General features: G+C 72.4%; 18 protein-coding genes. 14 read left to right on the top strand and 4 right to left on the bottom strand.

Going from position 1 to position 18,534, the window contains the following annotated elements; all coding sequences use genetic code 11:
• Positions 1-91: 91 nt before the first annotated feature.
• From DPQ23_RS02355 to DPQ23_RS02330, 6 genes are all read left to right on the top strand, one after another.
• Positions 92-1,648 (top strand): AfsR/SARP family transcriptional regulator, encoded by a 1,557-nt coding sequence (locus tag DPQ23_RS02355; RefSeq protein ID WP_112873037.1) that lies wholly within the window; start codon positions 92-94, stop codon positions 1,646-1,648.
• A 480-nt stretch (positions 1,649-2,128) separates the two neighbouring features.
• Complete coding sequence (locus tag DPQ23_RS02350; RefSeq protein WP_112873036.1) at positions 2,129-3,025, top strand: MvdC/MvdD family ATP grasp protein; 897 nt, start codon at positions 2,129-2,131, stop codon at positions 3,023-3,025.
• Between the two features lie 172 nt (positions 3,026-3,197).
• The gene (locus DPQ23_RS02345; RefSeq protein WP_112873035.1) at positions 3,198-6,089 is read left to right on the top strand and encodes a M10 family metallopeptidase; all 2,892 of its coding nucleotides are present in this window, start codon (positions 3,198-3,200) and stop codon (positions 6,087-6,089) included.
• A 93-nt stretch (positions 6,090-6,182) separates the two neighbouring features.
• Positions 6,183-6,644 carry a hypothetical protein gene (locus DPQ23_RS02340; RefSeq protein WP_112873034.1) on the top strand — a complete coding sequence of 154 codons (462 nt, stop codon included), beginning with the start codon at positions 6,183-6,185 and terminating at the stop codon, positions 6,642-6,644.
• A 184-nt stretch (positions 6,645-6,828) separates the two neighbouring features.
• A complete protein-coding gene (locus tag DPQ23_RS02335) occupies positions 6,829-7,755 on the top strand; it encodes an AEC family transporter (protein ID WP_112873033.1) in 927 nt (308 codons plus the stop codon).
• 3 nt (positions 7,756-7,758) lie between these two features.
• Positions 7,759-8,556, top strand: coding sequence for a crotonase/enoyl-CoA hydratase family protein (locus DPQ23_RS02330; protein ID WP_112873032.1), 798 nt, complete (start codon positions 7,759-7,761; stop codon positions 8,554-8,556).
• Positions 8,557-8,660: 104 nt separating this feature from the next.
• On the opposite strand, the gene fliP is transcribed toward DPQ23_RS02330, so the two are convergent.
• The 4 genes from fliP to fliF are packed head-to-tail and all read right to left on the bottom strand — an operon-like array spanning position 8,661 to position 11,918.
• Positions 8,661-9,512, bottom strand: coding sequence for a flagellar type III secretion system pore protein FliP (gene fliP, locus DPQ23_RS02325; protein ID WP_112873031.1), 852 nt, complete (start codon positions 9,510-9,512; stop codon positions 8,661-8,663).
• Positions 9,509-9,766 carry a FliM/FliN family flagellar motor switch protein gene (locus tag DPQ23_RS02320; protein WP_112873030.1) on the bottom strand — a complete coding sequence of 86 codons (258 nt, stop codon included), beginning with the start codon at positions 9,764-9,766 and terminating at the stop codon, positions 9,509-9,511. The genes fliP and DPQ23_RS02320 overlap by 4 nt, the downstream gene beginning before the upstream one ends.
• A 2-nt stretch (positions 9,767-9,768) precedes the next feature.
• Positions 9,769-10,323: a hypothetical protein gene (locus tag DPQ23_RS02315; RefSeq protein WP_112873029.1), complete on the bottom strand. Its 555-nt coding sequence runs from the start codon at positions 10,321-10,323 to the stop codon at positions 9,769-9,771.
• Positions 10,323-11,918 (bottom strand): flagellar basal-body MS-ring/collar protein FliF, encoded by a 1,596-nt coding sequence (gene fliF / locus DPQ23_RS02310; RefSeq protein WP_112873028.1) that lies wholly within the window; start codon positions 11,916-11,918, stop codon positions 10,323-10,325. Before fliF ends, DPQ23_RS02315 begins: the two co-directional genes overlap by 1 nt.
• 114 nt (positions 11,919-12,032) lie before the next feature.
• On the opposite strand from fliF, the gene DPQ23_RS02305 reads away from it, so the two are divergent.
• Genes DPQ23_RS02305 through flhB form a run of 8 tightly spaced genes read left to right on the top strand, consistent with a single transcriptional unit; the run spans position 12,033 to position 18,490 of the window.
• Positions 12,033-12,518: a flagellar basal body-associated FliL family protein gene (locus DPQ23_RS02305; protein WP_112873027.1), complete on the top strand. Its 486-nt coding sequence runs from the start codon at positions 12,033-12,035 to the stop codon at positions 12,516-12,518.
• Positions 12,515-12,865 carry a hypothetical protein gene (locus tag DPQ23_RS02300; RefSeq protein WP_112873026.1) on the top strand — a complete coding sequence of 117 codons (351 nt, stop codon included), beginning with the start codon at positions 12,515-12,517 and terminating at the stop codon, positions 12,863-12,865. The genes DPQ23_RS02305 and DPQ23_RS02300 overlap by 4 nt, the downstream gene beginning before the upstream one ends.
• On the top strand, positions 12,858-13,400 hold the full coding sequence (locus DPQ23_RS02295) for a MotE family protein (protein WP_112873025.1): 543 nt from the start codon (positions 12,858-12,860) through the stop codon (positions 13,398-13,400). Before DPQ23_RS02300 ends, DPQ23_RS02295 begins: the two co-directional genes overlap by 8 nt.
• A 3-nt stretch (positions 13,401-13,403) precedes the next feature.
• Positions 13,404-14,270, top strand: coding sequence for a flagellar motor stator protein MotA (motA, locus tag DPQ23_RS02290; RefSeq protein WP_112873024.1), 867 nt, complete (start codon positions 13,404-13,406; stop codon positions 14,268-14,270).
• Complete coding sequence (locus DPQ23_RS02285) at positions 14,267-14,569, top strand: hypothetical protein (protein ID WP_112873023.1); 303 nt, start codon at positions 14,267-14,269, stop codon at positions 14,567-14,569. The genes motA and DPQ23_RS02285 overlap by 4 nt, the downstream gene beginning before the upstream one ends.
• Positions 14,566-16,647, top strand: coding sequence for a flagellar biosynthesis protein FlhA (locus tag DPQ23_RS02280; protein WP_112873022.1), 2,082 nt, complete (start codon positions 14,566-14,568; stop codon positions 16,645-16,647). The genes DPQ23_RS02285 and DPQ23_RS02280 overlap by 4 nt, the downstream gene beginning before the upstream one ends.
• Positions 16,644-17,402 carry a flagellar biosynthetic protein FliR gene (locus DPQ23_RS02275; RefSeq protein ID WP_240602323.1) on the top strand — a complete coding sequence of 253 codons (759 nt, stop codon included), beginning with the start codon at positions 16,644-16,646 and terminating at the stop codon, positions 17,400-17,402. Before DPQ23_RS02280 ends, DPQ23_RS02275 begins: the two co-directional genes overlap by 4 nt.
• Entirely contained in the window at positions 17,399-18,490 is a 1,092-nt protein-coding gene (flhB, locus tag DPQ23_RS02270) for a flagellar type III secretion system protein FlhB (protein ID WP_112873021.1), read from the top strand. The genes DPQ23_RS02275 and flhB overlap by 4 nt, the downstream gene beginning before the upstream one ends.
• Positions 18,491-18,534 lie beyond the last annotated feature (44 nt).

Below are 18,534 nucleotides of genomic sequence, written 5' to 3'. Positions count from 1 at the left end.
GGTGTCCTTTCCCCGGCGCATGGAATCCGGTGACGACTCGGCCGCCGGGATGCTAGCATAAAGGCCTGATCTTTCGGACGGGTTTCGCGCGATGGATCTGACGCTCAGACTGATGGGGCCGGTCACGCTGTGCACCCGCGACGGCGCGGACGTCACCCCGCACGGCGCGCGCATGCGCGCGCTGCTGGCGCTGCTGGGGACCGCGCCCGACCTGCGCCTGCCGCGCACCCGCCTGCAGGACCGGCTGTGGAGCACGCGGTCCCAGCGCCACGGGTCCGACAGCCTGCGGCGGCTGCTGTCGGATCTGCGCGCGGCGCTGGGACCGCACGCAACGGCGCTGGTCACGGGGGACGGCTGGCTGGGACTGGACCCGGCGCGGGTGGCGGTCGATCTGCGCCCCGTCGTCGGCCCGGACGGCGAGACCGCCGAGTTCGCCGCCGGGCTGGACATCCCCGACCCCGAGTTCGAGGACTGGCTGCGCGACACGCGCCTGGCGCTAGAGGACCGGCCCGCCCCACAGGCCCTGCGCGCGCTGCCGCTGCCGGCCGCCGCCGCCGATCCCCGGCCGGTGCTTGTCGTTCTGGAACCCCAGTGCACCGACGACGAGGCGCGCGCCATCGCCGGCATCGTGCTGAGCGACGCCGCCGCCCGCGCGGCCGAGCTGATCCCGGCGCGCCTGCTGGCCGCCCCCGCGCCGCCCGGCACCAAGGGCCTGTCGGCGCAGGCGCTGTGCATGACGTCGGGGCCGGACATCACGCTGATGATCGTGCTGCGCGATCTGTCCAGCGGGGCGCAGCTGTGGGCGCAGCGCTATCCGATCCGGCGCGAGACGGCCGCCGCCTCGACCCGCAGCGCGACGGCGGCGGTCGCGCTGACGATGATCCAGACCGCCGCGCAGTCCCTGGACGCGGCGCAGCCCGTATTCCCGCTGGCAGACCTGTTCAGCTTTGCGCGCGACCGGCTGCTGGCCGCCGACGAACGGCTGGCCGATAGCCAGCCCTTGGGCAACAGCGCGGTGGGCCTGTCGATGCGGTCCTGGCTGCGCTATACGCTAATCATCGAGCGCCAGACCGCCGACCCCGCCTGCCGGTTGGCTGAGGCCGAGCAGTTCACCGCCCGCGCCCGCGCGATGGCCCCGGTCGATCCGACCGTGCTGGCGGTCGCGGCGATGCTGCGGTCGTGGCGCGGCGACGTGGCGGGCGCGCTGGACCTGGCGCGCATGGCCTGCCGGATCGCACCGGAACACGACCTGGCCCGCCATGTGCTGTCGCAGGCGCTGACCGATGCGGGCCGCCACGCCGAGGCGCTGGCGATGGCGATGAAGTCCGCGACCGGCCCGATGGCGATGGTGGGGCAGGCCAGCTGGCTGCTGCGCCGGGCCGTGGCGCAGATCCGGCTGGGCCGCTTCCCCGAGGCCGAGCGGCTGGCCGCAGCGGCCCTGGCCCATGCGCCCGACAACCGCCCGTCCCTGCGCTTTCTGGCGGCCCTGCGCCACCACCGCGGGGACGAGGCGGGTGCGGCCGCCGCCCTGGCCGACCTGCGCCGGCTGGAGCCCGATTTCACCCTGCAGCTGATGGCCGACCCGGACTATCCGGTGTCCACGCTGCGCAGCGCGGGGCTGATCGGGATTACCCGGTCGGGGCTGTGACGGGCGGGTCTGCGACGCGGCTGTGACGGGGCTATGACGGGGCGCGCCAGGGCCTCACGGCCGCCTCACGCGGACCTCACGGCGGTCCGCGCAGGCTGGGGCAGGGCGGCCGAGTGATTCGCCCGCCCAGGCGAGAGGAGATGTTCCCATGTCGAACGGCCAATCCGCCCCGCGCCCCAGCCCTGCGGCGCCGGCTCGCGCGACCGCGGCACCCGATGGCCCGGGCCTCGCCCGCCCGCAAGGCGTCCTCGGCGATTCGGACGGGCCGGTGCCCGCCGCGCGCTGTCTTGGCGACGCGGATGACGCGCTGCTGGCCCTTGCCCTGGCTGCGCTGGCCGCGCGGCCCTTGCCCATCCCTTCACCGGCTCGGCTGCCGCAGGCTGTCCTGGGGCTCGCGGCGACCGACGGGGGGTCGGACCATGTCACCCGACCCCCCTCGTTTCCGTTCCGGGGCGCAGACCCCGACGCCGGGGGGTGGTCATGATCCTGATCCTGTCCGCCCCCGCCGACCCGCATGCCCGCGCCGTCATCGACCGGCTGGACCGGCGCGGCGCCGCGGCCCGCATGCTGGACTTGTCGCAGTTCCCGAAGGCCGCGCGGCTGGCGCTGCGCTATGGCGGAAGCCGCAGCCATCTGGGCTATGGCGACGACAGCGGCGCGGTGATCGACCTGGACCGCGTTCGCGCCGCCTGGTGGCGCAGTCCTGCATCCTCTGGCGGGGTCGGCGCGGGCACCCTGGCCGCCCGCTGCGCCGCCCGCTGCGACGAGGCGGTGGCCGGGATGTGGCTGGCGATGGACGCGCAGTGGATCAACCCCCCGGCGCACGACGCCGCGGCCCGGCGCGACAGCTGGCAGCTGCGCCTGGCCGCCGACCTGGGGCTGAACCCGCCGCAGACGCTGATCACGAACTGCCCGCAGACCGCCCGCGCCTTTGCCGAGCAGATCGGCGACGTGGTCTGCAAGGGCCTGGCGGGCCAGGGACGGGCGGCCCGCCGCACCCGGCGGCTGCGCGCCGCCGGCTGGCGGCGGCTGGACAGCCTGCATCAGGCGCCCGCCATCCTGCAGGAGCGTATTCCCGGCCGCGACGTGTGCGTCACGGTCATCGGCGAGCGCGCCTTTGCCGCCGAGACGGCGGCGGGCCGCGAGGGCGGCGGCACGCGGGCCCTGACCCTGCCCGAGGCGGTCGAGACGGCGGTGCACGCGATGCTGGCCCGGCTGGGCCTGATCCATGCCACGCTGCGATTCCGGCGGGCGACGGACGGGTCGCTGCGCTTCCTCGACATCGACCCGGCGGGATCGTGGCTGGGGGTCGAGGAGGCCACCGGCCAGCCCATCACCCAGGCGGTGGCCGACCATCTGGCCGGCATGGCGCCCTGAGCGGCGCGACCGTCCGCCGCGCCCCGCAGAAAGCCATTGCGGCGACACCGCCGCGGGCCGATCAGACGGGGCACCGGTCCTGAACGCGGGCCATCGGCCTGCCTCCCGCCTGCGTCGCGGCGCTGGCGATCCGCCTTTGTCCTGAAACCCTGCTTGGAAAACGAGGATCACCATGTCACGCTCTCGCGTCCACTCGCTTCTCTCGTCACGGGCCATCGACTTTCTGCCCGCGGCCCCCGCACCCGATGCCCCCGCCCCGGCGGACGCGGCGGCCGGTCCCGACCTGCCGCCGCTGATCGCCCGGCCCGGACTGATCGGCGACCCGCTGTCGCTGGCGGGCGGGTTGTTCGACGATCTGTCGGACCCCGGTCTTGGCCTGCGCTCGGACGGGGCGGTAGCCCGTGCCGAACGCCCTGTCGAGAACGGGTCCGGCGACACCACGGTCGCGGTTGCCGCCAGCGGCAACCAGGGCATCGACGGGCTGCTGATCGGCAGCCGCTGGGCCGACGGCTACATCACCTATTCCTTTCCGAACGCGACCAGCGACTATGGCGCGGGCTATCCCGAGGCGCTGTCGAACTTCGGCATGGTGAACGCCGACCAGCAGCGCGCCGCCCATTTCGCGCTGAACGAGGCCACCTACACCCAGCCGGGCGCCGCCCGCGGCTTTGCGGTCGAGGCGTTCACCAACCTAGCGATCGACTGGTCCGTGACCGACAGCGCCGGCACGATCCGGATGGCCAACACGTCCAACCCCGGCACCGCCTATGCCTATTATCCCAACAACGGCAGCACCGGGGGGGACGCGTTCTTCGGCGGCTCGGGGCGCACGCCGGTGATGGGCAACTATCACTGGCACACCATCCTGCACGAGCTGGGCCATTCGCTGGGACTGAAGCACGGCCAGGAAGGCAGCGGCTTCGGCGCGATGCCGTCCTATCTGGACGCGATGGAATACACGGTGATGACCTATCGCAGCTATGTGGGCGCTCCGCTGACCGGCTATACGAACGAGCAGTTCGGCTATGCCCAGACCTACATGATGTACGACATCGCCGCCCTGCAGCACATGTACGGCGCGGACTTCAACTCGAACGCGGGCGCCACGACCTACAAGTGGAACCCGGATTCGGGCGACACGCTGATCAACGGGTCGGCGGCGATCACGCCCGGCGCGAACCGCATCTTCATGACCATCTGGGACGGCGGCGGCATCGATACCTATGACCTGTCGTCCTATACGACGGGCGTCACGGTCAACCTTGCGCCGGGATCGTCGTCGCTGCTGTCGTCCACGCAGCGCGCGTTCCTGGGCGGGGGCAACTATGCCAGCGGCAACGTCTACAACGCGCTGCTGTACAAGGGCGACACCCGCTCGCTGATCGAGAACGCGACCGGCGGCAGCGGCAGCGACACGCTGTATGGCAACGCGGCCGGCAACGTCATGACCGGCAACGCCGGCAACGACTATATCTGGACCAGCACCGGCGCCGATTCCCTGTATGGCGGCGACGGCAACGACACGCTGTATGGCGCCGAGGACAACGACTACAACCTTGGGGGCGACGGAGACGACTATATCTGGTCCTACACCGGCAACGACTGGCTGTATGGCCAAGGGGGCGTCGATTCGCTGTATGGCGGGGACGGCAACGATTACCTGAACGGCAGCGATGCGACCCAGGTCGATGCGGTGCTGGACGGCGGCACCGGCAGCGACACGCTCAGCGTCAGCAGCCTGACCGTGGGCCATGTCTTCGACTTCGAACTGGGCGAGACGCGCACGGGCGGCGGCACCGTCGTGGGCTCGCTGTTGGGGATCGAGCTGTTCTATGCCGGTTCGGGCAACGACGTCGTCATCTCGGACGGCGAAGCGCACAGCTACTATGGGCTGGACGGCAACGACACGATGATCGCCGAACTGGGTGGCGAGACGCTGGACGGCGGCAGCGGCGTCGACCTGCTGGACACGGCGCGCTGGGACGGCCCCTATGTGCTGGACCTGACCACTGGCAGTTCGAACTATGGCAGCGAGCTCTACGTGAACTTCGAGAACCTGATCCTGGGCGATGGCGCGGATTCTGTCATCGGAACGGCGGGCGCCAACAGGCTGAACGGCGGCGGCGGCAACGACACGCTGGTCGCGGGCGCGGGCGACGACAGGGTGTATGGCGATGCCGGCAACGACAGCCTGCTGGGGGAGGCGGGCAACGACACCCTGAACGCTGGCTCCGGCCTTGACATTCTGGTCGGCGGCTTCGGCAGCGACGTCTATTTTGTGAACGGCGGCGACACCATCGTGGAAGGGGCTGGCGCCGGCACCGACAGCGTCTACAGCTCGGTCAGCTACACCATGGCCGCCAATGTCGAGCGGCTGGTCCTGACCGGCGCCGGCAACACCGACGGGTTCGGCAACGCGCTGGCCAACCGCATCCAGGGCAACGCCGGCCAGAACTGGCTGGCGGGCAACGCCGGGGCCGACACGCTGATCGGCGCGGGCGGCAACGACACCTATGTCACCGACGGCCTCGACCTGATCACCGAGGCGGCGGGCGGCGGCGTGGACACGGTCCGCAGCTCGGCGACGCTGACGCTGGGGGCGAACCTGGAAAACCTGACCCTGCTGGGCGGGGCGAACCTGTCGGGGGCCGGCAACGCGCTGTCCAACCAGATCACCGGCAACACCGGGGCGAACACGCTCCGGGGCGGGTTGGGCAACGACCGGCTGCTGGGGGCGGCCGGCAGCGACAGGCTGGCCGGGCAGGACGGAAACGACCGGCTGGACGGCGGTGTCGGCAACGACGCGCTGTGGGGCGGTCTGGGGGCGGACACGCTGATCTTTCGCAGCGGGGCCGACCGGGTCGCGGATTTCGTCAACAACATCGACACGATCGGGCTGGACGACGCCCTGTGGGGCGGCGGCGCGCGGACCGTCGCGCAGATGCTGTCCTATGCGACGAACGTGGCGGGGGACGTGCTGTTCAACTTCGGCGGCGGCAACACCCTGCTGGTCGAGAACGTGGCGAACAAGCTCCTGCTGGGCGACGACCTGCTGATCGTCTGACCCCGCTGCCCTGACAATCCGGGCGCGGCCCATCCGCCGCGCCCGTTTGCTGCGGCGCCGTCCGCCGCGCCCGACAGATGGAAAGGTTCCCCGATGCGCAACCCCTCGCTGATCGCCACGCTGCTGGCCGCCGGATGCCTGGCCGCGGGCAGCACCCCGGACGCCGAACCCGGCGCGACCCCCGCAGATCCCCCGCCGCCCGGCGTGCAGGGGATGCGGCCCGACCGCTCGGACCCGCTGCCGCCGCCCGCCCCCGCCGGCGCGCCCGAACGGGCCGAGGCCGAGGCGGCGCTGGCCGACGGCTCGAACGCCGCGCTGATCCTGTTTCTGGCGCGCCATCCCGACGACGCCAGCGCCCCGCGCATCCGGGCGGCGCTGGCCGCGCGCCGCACCCCGGACGACCCCGCGCAAGGCCGCGCCGCAGCCGGGGGCGAGGCAGGGGTGATCGCTGCCTTCGACGCCGCCCGCCTGGCCGGCACGCCCGAGGCGTGGCAGGGCTTTGCCCGCCGCCATCCCAACCACCCGCTGACCGCCGAGGCGGCGCGCTGGCGCTGAGCGCGCGCCCCCCGGCATCGCGCCGCCGCCGGGGGCCATGACCGGGCCGCGCGGCCCCGCTGTCCCCCAGGGGGCGCCGCGGACCCCTGCCGGCATCGACCGCAGTCCCGGCGGCCCTTGCTTGCGCCCGGGTCGCCCCGATGCTTTGTGGGCCGCGACAAGGGGTGGCCGGGAAAGGGGTGCCATGCTGGCGATCTTTCTCAAGACCCTGCCGTTCTTTGCGCTGATCGGGACGGGCTGGCTGGCCGGGCGGCTGCGGCTGTTTCCGGCCGAGGCGACCGCATGGCTGACGCGGTTCGTGTTCTATTTTGCGCTGTCGGCCATGCTGTTCCGCTTTGCCGCGACGCTGGACCTGGCGACGCTGTTCGATCCGCGTTTCGTGCTGGCCTATCTGGCGGGGTCGGGGGCGGTCTGGGCGCTGGTCTTCGCCCTGTCGCGCCGCGGCGGCGCCCCGCCCGCCGATGCCGCCATGCAGGCCCACACGGCCATGACCGGAAACACAGGCTTTCTGGGGGTGCCGATGCTGGTCGTCCTGCTGGGTCCGGCCGCCGTCGGGCCGGTCCTGATGGTGCTGACGCTCGACATGATCGTGTTCTCGACGCTGATCACGCTGATCATCACCGCCGCTCGCCACGGCCGGATCGGGCTGCGGATGCTGCTGCCGCTTGTGCGCGGCATCGCGGCCAATCCGATGATCGTGTCGATGCTGGCGGGCTTGGCCTGGTCCGCGGCCGGCCTGCCCCTGCCCGCCCCCGCGGCCGAGTTCCTGTCGCTGCTGGGCGGCGCGGCGACGCCCGGCGCGCTGTTTGCCATCGGCGCGTCGCTGGCCAATGGCCCCGCCCGCCGGATCGGCCCGGCGGTGGGGCTGTCGGCGGCCAAGCTGGTGGCGCACCCGGTCGCCGTGGGGGCCGCCGCCTGGGGGCTGGGCGTCGATCCGGTCGCCGCCGGCGTCATGGTGGCGGCCGCGGCCCTGCCCGTGGCGGGCAATGTCTACATCCTCGCCCATCATTTCCGGGTCGCCGAAGAGCGTGTCTCGGCGGCGATCCTGCTGTCCACGGCGGCGGGAATCGCCACCCTTCCCGTCGTCATCCACCTGATCCCGAAAGGCTGATCCATGCGCCCCCTCTCCGACCTGACGTTCAGGACCCTGCTGGTCACGCTGGACGATGACGGCATTGCCACCGTGACGCTGAACCGCGAGGCCAAGCGCAACGCGCTGGACGCCGCCACGATCGACGAGCTGATCGACGTGTTCACCGCGCTGCCGCGGGCGGGAGCGCGCGCCTGCGTGCTGCGCGCGGCGGGGCCGCATTTCTGCGCCGGGCTGGATCTGGTCGAACACTGGCAGGCCGACCGCAGCGCCGCCGAGTTCATGCAGATCTGCCTGCGCTGGCACGAGGCGTTCAACAAGATGGAATACGGCGGCGTGCCGATCATCGCGGCGCTGAAGGGGGCGGTCGTCGGCGGCGGGCTTGAGCTGGCGTCCGCCGCCCATATCCGCGTGGCCGACGCCGGCACCTATTTCGGCCTGCCCGAGGGGCAGCGCGGCCTCTTCACGGGCGGCGGCGCGACGATCCGCGTGGCGGGCCTGATCGGCAAGGCGCGGATGATCGACATGATGCTGACCGGCCGGCTGTATCGCGGCCAGCAGGCGGTGGACGTGGGGCTGGCGCAGTATCTGGTCGAGGACAGCGAGGCCAAGGCGCATGAGCTGGCGCTTGCCGCCGCCCGCAACCCGCCCTTGTCGAACTTTGCCATCTGCTCGGCCGTGTCCCACATGCAGAACATGAGCGCGCTGGACGCGGCCTATGCCGAGGCGGCCGTCGCGGGCGTCGTGAACACGCAGGAGGCCGCCCGCGCCCGGCTGGAGGCCTTTGCCGCCGGCACCGCCGCCCGCGTGCGCCCCGACTGAACGGCCCGCGCGGACGGGCTGACCCGACCCGCCGCCCGCCGCCCGCTGCGGGCCGCCCGCGGCGGAAGGCCCGCGCCCACGGGCGCGCGTCCCGGGGCGCGCGGTCATGGCTGGTATCCGCGGACCAGCGCGGCCGCGACAAGCCCCCAGCCATCGACCGCCACGAAGAACGCCAGCTTGAACGGCAGGGCGACCACGGTCGGCGGCACCATCATCATCCCCATGGACATCAGCACGGCCGACACCACCAGGTCGATGATCAGGAACGGCAGCGAGACCATGAAGCCGATGGCGAAGGCGCGCTGGATTTCGGACAGCATGAAGGCGGGCACCAGCAGCGGCAGCGGGGCCGTGTCGGGGTCCATCCGGGCCTGATCCGACACCTCCGCGCCCCCCAGGCCGGGCGGTGCGACCTCGGCCAGCGCGCCCAGCGTCTCGGGGGCGGTGCGGTCGGCCATGAATCGGCGAAAGGGCGGGACGCCCCGGTCGAACGCCTCGGCCAGTGTGATCTCGCCCGCCTGCAGCGGCGCGCCGGCGCGCTGCCAGGCGTCGCGCAGCACCGGGTCCATCACGTACCAGGACAGAAACAGCGCCAGGCTGACGATCAGCATGTTGGGCGGCGATTGCTGCAGCCCGATCGACTGGCGCAGGATCGACAGCACCGTGACCACGAACGGAAAGCAGGTCACCATGATCGCAAGTCCTGGCGCCAGCGACAGCAGCGTCAGTCCCGCGACCAGCAGGATCGCGTTCTCGCCCAGCCCGTTCAGGGGGCTGCCCGGATCGGCGGCAGCCTGCGCCGCCGCAGGCCCGGCCAGCGCCGCCCATCCGATCAGGACGCCAAGGCCCAGGCCGACCGCGCGGCCCTTTGCCTGATGCAGCCGGGACAGCCGCCCGGCCCCGAAACGCCGCCGACCCGGTCGTGACGGGCGCCCCCACGCGGTGCGCGCCGTCATCCGCGTGGCGCGTGGCCAAGGACGCGGACCGCCAGCCGGCCCTCGCCGCTGCCGTCGTCGACAAGCTCTCCCCGGGCGACGACCTTGTCGCCGATGCAGATGTCGACGCCCTCGCCGATGTCATGGTCAAGCGGCAGCACGTCGTCGGGCCGCAGCGCGCCAAGCTCGGCCACCGACAACCTGATCTGCCCCAGCCGGATCGTGATCTCGACCTGGATGTGATCGGTCGCGATCAGGCTTGCGATCTCGTCCATGGTTACGCTCCCTCCAGGAATTCGGCGACCAGCCGGTGCAGGTCCTGTGCCACCGCCTGCTGATCGAACACGATGAGACCGCCCATCACGCAGGCCTCGGCGGTGCCCGGCGGCCCGCTGTCGTCCACCGTCAGCCCGGCAAGGCCCGGCCGGCCCGCGCAGGCGGCGACGAAGGGCGCGAGGTCCGGGCCGCAGCGCACCACCCCTTGCAGGGGACTTGCGCTGTCGGCCAGGCGCGTCAACTCGTGCAGCAAGGCCGCCTGCAGCCGCGCGCGTGCCACCGTGGGCAGGACGCCCGTGACCAGCGCATCCAGCACGGGCGCCAGCGACTGCACGGCCACGCGACGCGCATCCGCACGGTCCGCCTCGCTTCGGGCCAGCGCGGCCCGGGTTTCGGCCAGGGCGGCCATCAACCGTTCGGCGGCCTCGTCGCGCGCGGCGCCTGCGCCGTCCGACAGACCGCGCGCATAGGCGGCCTCGAGATCGGCGGCCTCGAACCGGGCCACCGGCACGGCGCCGGCACGGACCCGGTCGAACCGTTCAAGCTGCACCAGCATCACGCATTCTCTTTCTGTTCGATCCAGCCCGACAGAACGCGCAGGCTGTCCTCATGCCGCTCGCGCATCAGCGCGCGCAGACGCGCCACGGGGTCCGCGGACGGCCCCGCACGGTCGATCTCGGGGGCGTTCAGCGCCAGCGCGGGCCGGGCAAGCGCCGCCTCGGCTTCGCGCGCGGCCGGGGCGAGCGGCAGCATCGCCGGCGTCGGCGCAGCACCCGGTCCCGAGATGTCCAGCAGCGGCTGTGCGGACGGGCCGGACCCCGCCTGGGCGCGCGCCCTCAGCATCGGGCGCAGCACCAGCATCGCCAGCGCCAGCGCGAACAGGCCGACCAGCGCCAGCCGCGCCAGGTCGTTCAGCGCCAGCCGGTCGATCAGCCCCCCCGCGCTTGCGGTCGTGCCATCCTGCCCCAGCGCCGCGAAGGGCAGGGATTTCACAGTGATGACGTCGCCCCGGGCTTCGTCGAAGCCCACCGCCGAGGCGACCAGCTCGCGCAGCGAGTCCAGCTCGACCTCGTCGCGCGGGACAAGCGTCTGGGTGCCGTCGGGTCCCGCCTGCGCCGTGCCGTTGACCAGCACGGCCACGGTCAGCCGCCGCGTCGCGCCGGGCTGGCGGACGATCTCGCGGGTGACCTTGCTCACCTCGTAGTTCTGGCGCTGCCGGGTTTCGGAACTGGCGCTCTTGTTCTGCTCGGCGCCCGCCTGCTTGCCGTCCGGCAGGTTCGAGGCCGCCGTGACCGCGCCCCCGTCGCTGTTGGTGGACTGGTCGGACGTCTCCTCGTTTTCCTGCGAGATCAGCGCCCGTTCGCTGGGGTCGAAGCGCTGCTCGGTCGTCTGCTCGGTCTCGGTGACCAGGTCCAGGTTCAGCTCGACGATGGCGTTGCCCGGCCCCACATGCGGCTCGAGGATGCGCTCGACGTTGCGCTTCATCTCGGCGGCCCGGTCGGCGGCCGCGACCTCCTCGCCTGTGGACACAACGCCCCGGGCGCTGTCGATCACCTTGACGCGGTCCGCGTCCATCCCCGGCACGCCCGATGCGATCAGGAATTGCAGCGACCGCGCCTGCCGTGCGTCCAGTGCCGTGCCGTCGGTGACGACCGTGACCGACGCCGATCCCGCCTCGCTGCGCCGGTATCCGCGGCTGGGCGGCACGGCGATGTGGACGCGCGCGGACCTGATCTGCGGGACGGCCAGGATGGTGCGGGCCAGCTCGCCCTCCTTCGCGCGCCAATAGGCGGCGTCGAACATCTGCGAGGTTGTGCCAAAGCCCGACATCCCGTCGAGCAGCTCGTATCCGGCGGCGCCCGCGGCGGGCAGCCCCTCGCCCGCCAGCGTCATGCGCAGCCGGTCGCGCTGGCCCGCATCCACCCAGATCGCGTCGCCGCGGATTTCCGATTGGACGCCGGTCTTGTCCAGCGCCGCCATGACCTCTCCGGCCTGCGCGGGGTCCAGTCCCGAATAGAGCAGCGCCAGGGACGTGCGGTTGCCCAGCCACGCAAACCCCGCGATGCCCAGGAACGTGACCAGGAAGGCCGCGACCAGCGCCTGTTTCTGCCCCGCCGTGCGGTCCTTCCAGTATTCGGCCAGCTTCTGCATCCGCCACTCCCTCGAATCGCCCGTTCCTGGCGACGGGACCGTGATGGCATGGGCGGCGTTAAGAATCGGTTAGTGCCGGCCTGCTATCCCTCTGCTCACAAGGCGGAGAATCAGATGACCGACATCAGCCAGACCAGCGACGCCGCGCCGCGCCCTTCCCGGATGGGACGGCTGCTGCCGCTTCTGATCTCGGGCGGCGCGCTGGCCGGGGGGCTGGCCACGACGTACCTGGGCCTGTGGTCGCCACTGGCGCTGGTCGGCGGCGCGTCCCCCCCGGCCGGGCACGCCGCCCCCGCGGGACCCGGCGTCGTCTTCGTGGACGTGCCACGGATCGTGCTGACCCTGCCGGGGCCGCAGGAAAAAAGCCTGGCGCTGACCGCGATGATCGAGGTCGAGCCCGCGTCCCAGGCGCAGGCCCGCGCGCTGATGCCCCGGATCAGCGATGCCTTCAACAGCTTCCTGTCCGAGATCGAGCCCGCCGCGTTCGAGCGGCGCGGGATACTGGAGATCATCCGTCTCGAACTGGCGACCCGGGCCCGCTTTGTCCTGGGGGATGCGGCGCTGCGCGACCTGCTGATCACGGAGTTCAGGATACAATGACACTGGACCTGGCTGTGGACATCGCCCTTGCGGCGTTCGGCGCGGTGCTGGCCGCGTTCTGTTTCGTCCTGTCGGCGCGGCTGCGCCGGCTGAACGACCTGGAAACCGGCCTGGGCGGGGCGATTGCCGTCATGACCGCCGAGGTCAACCGCCTTGAGGCCGCGATTGGCGGCGCCAAGGCCGAGGCGACGGCCGCGACGCGGGCGCTGGCGACCCAGATCGAGCGTGCCCGGACCGAACGCGCGCTGTGGGCGTTGCACCAGCAGCCGCCCGAGCGGCGGCCCTTGCGCCGCCGCAGGTCGGCCCAGGCCCCCTTGCCCCAGCCGTCCGAGGCCGCCGATGTCTAGGCCGATCCTGATCGTCACCGGCCTTGCCCTGGCGGCCGCCGTGGGCGTGCAGGCCGCCCGCGTGCTCGACCTCGACGCCGGCATGACGGCCGTCGCTGCGCCGGCCGCGCTGCTGGACGGCTGCGGCGACGTGCCCGAGGCGGTGGCCCTGGCCGACACCCTGCGGCTGCGGGGCATCGCCATCGACCGTGCGCTGGCCGACCTCGACCGCCGCAAGGACGAGATCGCGGCGGCCGAGCAGCGGCTGAAGGCCCGGCTGGTGCAGCTGCGTGACGCCAAGGCGGCGGCGGCCGACGGAACCGCCAGCCGGCGCGCGGGGGTCGAGCAGGGGATCGAGCGGCTGATCGCGGTCTATGACGCCATGAAGCCGGCCGAGGCGGCGGCGGTGCTGGCCACCTTGCCGCCCGATTTCGCCGCCGAGATCCTGATCCGGGTCCAGCCCGAGACGGGCGCCCGCATCATCGCCGCGATCGAGCCCGGACAGGCCGCGATCCTGACCACGCACATGGGCGCGCGCCGCCTGCAGACGGAGTAGCCGATGTTCGGGATCGTGGGAATCGTGCTGACCTTCGCCATGGTCTTCGGCGGCTATATCCTGGCGGGCGGCAAGATGGCCGTCATCACCCATTCGCTGCCCTTCGAGATGATGATGATCGGCGGCGCGGCGGTCGGGTCGTACCTGCTGTCGAACGACGGGGCGACGCTGAAGCACACGCTGCCGGGGCTGATCCGCGCCTTCAAGGGCGCGCGCTGGCACGAGGACGACAACACCCGCCTGCTTTGCCTGCTGTTCCAGCTGCTCAAGCTGGCGCGCACCAACCCTGTCGAGCTGGAGGAGCATATCGAGAACCCCCACGGCTCGACGATCTTCGCGGCCTATCCCCGCATCCTGGCCGACGACAGCGCCGTGACGCTGATCACCGACACGCTGCGGTCCGCCAGCCTGAACTATGACGACCCCTATCAGGTCGAGGACATGCTGACCCGGCGCATGGCGTCGATGAAGGACGAGGCGATGCACGTTCCCCACGCCCTTCAGAACATGGCCGACGCGCTGCCCGCGCTGGGGATCGTGGCCGCGGTGCTGGGGGTCATCAAGACCATGGGCGCCATCGACCAGCCGCCCGCGGTGCTGGGCGGCATGATCGGCGGCGCGCTGGTCGGGACGTTCCTGGGGGTGTTCCTGGCCTATGGGCTGGTGGCCCCGCTGGCGCAGCGCCTGACCGCCGCCGAGCATCAGGACCTGGCCTTCTATGACGTCATCAAGGCGGTGCTGATCGCGGGGCTTCACCAGCATGCGACGAACCTGTGCGTCGAGGTCGGCAGGCAGGCCGCGCCCGACCACCTGCGGCCCAGCTTTGCCGAGGTCGAGAACGCCCTGCGCGACATGAAGAAGGCCGCATGATGATCGCCGCGCTCGTCCTTGCGCTGTCGCAGGCGATCGCCCCCGGGGCCGCCGCGATCATCGACGATGCCACCGGCCGCCTGCTGGCGGGCGAAGGCCTGCCGCCGGGCTATCTGCTGCAGCTGGAAGCCCTGCCGCCCGACCAGCGGCTTCTGGTCCTGGTGCACCTGCGCCGCAGCGGTCTGCTGCAGGACCCTGCGCGCCCGGTGGACTGGGTGACGGCGCCCGCCGTGCCCGGCCGCGCCCCGCCCGATCCCGCCGTGCCTGCCACGCCCACCGCACCGCAGGGGGCGCCATGACCGCCGTCCGGCCCGCCAAGGGTGCTGCGGGCGCGGGACAGGTGCGGCCACTGGCGATCACCGCGGCGCTGGTCGGGGTGGTGATGTCGATGGTCGTGCCGATCCCCGCGGGCCTGCTGGACATGGGCATCTCGCTGTCGATCGCAACGGCCATGCTGATCCTGGTCATGGCCTGCATCGTGGACAAGCCCACCGATTTCCAGGCCTTTCCGGTGATGCTGCTGGTGTCGCTGCTGATGCGCCTGTCGCTGAACGTCTCGTCCACGCGGCTGATCCTGACCGAGGGCCACACCGGCTCCGATGCCGCGGGCGAGGTCATCAACGGCTTTGCCACCTTTGTGGCCGGGGGCTCGCTGATGGTCGGGCTGACGATCTTTGCGGTCATCTCGATCGTGAACTTCATGGTCATCACCAAGGGCTCGGGACGGATGGCCGAGGTCTCGGCCCGCTTCGCGCTGGATTCGCTGCCGGGCAAGCAGCTGGCCATCGACGGCGACCTGAACTCGGGCGCAATCGACCACGACGAGGCCAAGCGCCGCCGCCTGAACGACCAGCGCGAGATCAGCTTCTACGGCTCGCTGGACGGCGCGTCGAAGTTCGTCAAGGGCGACGCCGTGGCGGGGCTGGCGATCACCGCCATCAACTTCTTCGTGGGCCTGGGCATCGGGATCGTGTCGCACGGCCTGCCCGCAGGCGAGGCGCTGGCCACCTATTCGCAGCTGACCATCGGCGACGGCCTGGTCAGCCAGGTTCCGTCGCTGATCACCTCGATGGCGGCGGCGCTGCTGCTGTCGCGGGGGGGGGCGAGCGAGCCGACCGCCGACCTGATCTCGCGCCAGTTCACCGACGGCTGGCACGCGCCCGCACTGGTGGCGGGGGGGATGGCGGTGATGGCGATGGTGCCCGGCATGCCGACCCTGATCTTTCTGGCGATCGCGGGCGTCTCTGCGGGGTTTGCCTGGCGCAACGCGACCCGCCCGCCGCCCGCAGCGCCCGCGCCCGCCGCCGCGGCCGACAGCCCCGACCGCCGGCCCCGGATCGGCGACGTGCTGGACACCGACGAGATCTGCGTCGAGATCGGCCCCGACCTGATTGCCAGCGCGCTGGACCCCGGCAAGGGACTGGGCAGCCGCATCAACAACCTGCGCATCCACATCGCGCGCAGCTATGGGGTGATCCTGCCCGACGTCCGCATCACGGACGGCGCGGGGTTCGGCGGCGGCGACTATGTCATCCGCGTGCACGGGGTCGTGCGGGCGCGCGGGTCCCTCCATCCCCGGCAGGTGCTGGCGCTCGGCGCGGACCCCGTGCTCGAGCCGCTGGGCGGCGAGCCCACGCGCGAGCCCGTCTACGACAGCGCCGCCCGCTGGATCGACCCGGGCCGCCAGGACCAGGCGGCCATGGCCGGCGCCACGGTCGTCACCCCGATGGAGGTGCTGTCCACCCACCTGATGGAAACCGTCAAGGCGCAGCTGCCGGCGCTGTTCACCCTGGCCGCCATGCAGCGCCTGATGCAGGAATTGCGCGGCCTGTCGGACGAGACCCGCGCGCAGGGCTATCAGCGGGTGTTCGACAGCATGATCCCCGACAAGGTCTCGCCCGACCTGCTGCTGGCGGTGCTGCGCCAGCTGCTCGAGGACCGCGTCTCGCTGCGCAACCTGCCCCTGATCATCGAGGCGATCTACGAAAGCCGCTCGACCGACCCCGACCTGGCCTGCGACGTGGTCCGCCGGCGCCTGCGCGGGCAGATCACCGAGCAGTTGGGCGGCCCGGACGCGCGCCTGGACGTGGTGCAGATGCAGGCCCAGTGGGAGGCCGAGTTCCAGCGCGCCGAGGCCGAGGCGCCGCGCGGGTCCTCGGCCCTGACGCCGCCGCTGGTGCGCCGCCTGGCCGACCAGCTGCGCCACGCGGCGGCGTCGCTCTCGGCGGAAACCCAGCCGGCGCTGGTGGTCCCCGATCATCGCCGGCGCATGGTGCGCGCGGTGGTGGCCTCGGCCGGGATTGGCTGGCCGGTGCTGGGCATGGACGAGGTCGATCCGGCGGCGCAGGTCCGCCTGGTCGCCACGGTCGAGCCGTGAGCCCGGCGGGGCTGGCCGACGCGGCCGCCGCGCTGCCCGCGCCCGGCGTCCTGCTGGGGCTTGCGCTTGCCTATGCGCGCATCCAGGCCTGCCTGCTGACCCTGCCGGGCTTCGGGGAACGGCTGCTGACCGCGCGGGTCAAGGTGGCCGTGGCCATGGCGCTGACGCCGCTGTTCGCGCAGCCGGCGGCCGTGCCGGACGGGCTGCCGATCGTGGCCGTCGCCGCCGAGATGGCGACGGGCGCGATGCTGGGGCTGTTCGTGCGCCTGCTGGCCTTTGCGCTGGACATCGCGGCCACGGCGCTGGCGCAAAACGCCTCGCTGTCGCAGATCCTGGGCATCTCCGAGGACATGCCGCCCCATCCGATCGGCAACCTGCTGCACCTGGCCGGGCTGGCGACCCTGTTCGCGCTGGGTCTGCCGGTCATGGTCTGCCGGCTGCTGGCCGACAGCTTCCAGCTGCGCCCCCCGGGCGCCTGGCCGCAGGCCGGCGACGTGGTGGGAATGATCGTGCCGCTGCTGGCCGACAGCTTTGCGCTGGCCATGGTGCTGGCCTCGCCCTTCATCCTGGGCGGGCTGCTGTTCCAGCTGTTGTCGGGGGTCGTGGCGCGGGTCATGCCGGCGCTGCCGATCGTGTTCCTGCTGGCCCCGGCGGCCATCCTTGTGGCGCTGATCGCGCTGGCGATCGTGACCCCCTCGGTCCTGGGCCTGTGGGCCGATCACGTCCTGGGCTTTTCGCTGGGGGAGGGCGCATGAGCGAGGACGACGCCGACCGCCAGCACGAGCCATCGGAGCAGAAGCTGCGGCGGGCGCGCGAAAAGGGCGACATCCCGCGGTCTGCCGAGGTGAATACGGCGCTGTCCTGGCTGGGGCTTGTCCTGGCGCTGACGCTGGGCGGCGGGATGCTGCTGCCGGGCGGGATGGCGATGGGCGCCCGGCTGCTGGGGGCCGAGCCGTGGCCCGCAGACGCGGGCGCGCCCGCGCTGGCGCTGGCCGGCCACGCGGCCCTTGGCGTCCTTGCGGTTGCGGCGGTGCCTGCCGGGCTGGTGCTGGTCGGGCTGGTGCTGCAGCGCGGCCTGGTCTTCACCCCGTCGCGGCTTGTGCCCGACATCAAGCGGATCAACCCGGTCGCGAACTTCGGCCAGAAGTTCGGGGGCAAGGCCCTGCTGGCCTTTCTGATGTCGGTGGCCCGCGTGGCGGCGGTGTCGCTGGGTGGCTGGATGATCTTTTCGGACCTGACGGACCGGATCATGCAGTCCGCGCAGGGCGACCCGCGCGCCTGGATCGCGGCCCTGCCGGTGGTGGTGCGACAGGCGCTGGTGCTGGCGCTTGGCGTGGCGGCCGCCTTCGCGGGCATCGACCTGGTCTGGAAATGGCTCGAGTTCCGGCGCCGCAACCGCATGACCCGCAAGGAGGTCGAGGACGAGTACAAGGAGAGCGAAGGCGACCCCCACCTGCGCGCCGCGCGGCGCCAGCGCGCGGTGGACCTGGCCCTGGGCACCATGCTGGCGGATGTCGAGCGGGCCGATGTCGTCATCGTCAACCCGACCCATTATGCGGTGGCGCTGGAATGGAAGCGCGGCAGCGGCCGGGCCCCGGTGTGCCTGGCCAAGGGCGTGGACGAGGTCGCCGCCCGCATCCGCGAGCGCGCGCGCAGCCACAAGGTGCCGGTCTGGTCCGACCCGCCCTGCGCCCGCGCGCTGCACGCGGGGGTGCGCATCGGCGACGAGATCCCGCGCGATCAGTTCGGCCCGGTCGCCGCCGCGATCCGCTTTGCCGAGGCCATGCGGGTCAAGGCGCGGCAGGGCTGGGGCGGCTCGCCCGAGGGAGGGACCGAGTCGTGAGGGGACAGCACGGGCGCGCCCGGCCGCAAGGATGCCGGGCCCCC

The sequence above is a fragment of the Paracoccus endophyticus genome (assembly GCF_003286075.1).
In the GTDB taxonomy this organism is placed as follows: Bacteria; Pseudomonadota; Alphaproteobacteria; order Rhodobacterales; family Rhodobacteraceae; genus Paracoccus; species Paracoccus endophyticus.
The sequence above is the reverse complement of the archived record's forward strand: the minus strand, read 5'-3'. Positions and strand labels throughout refer to the sequence as shown.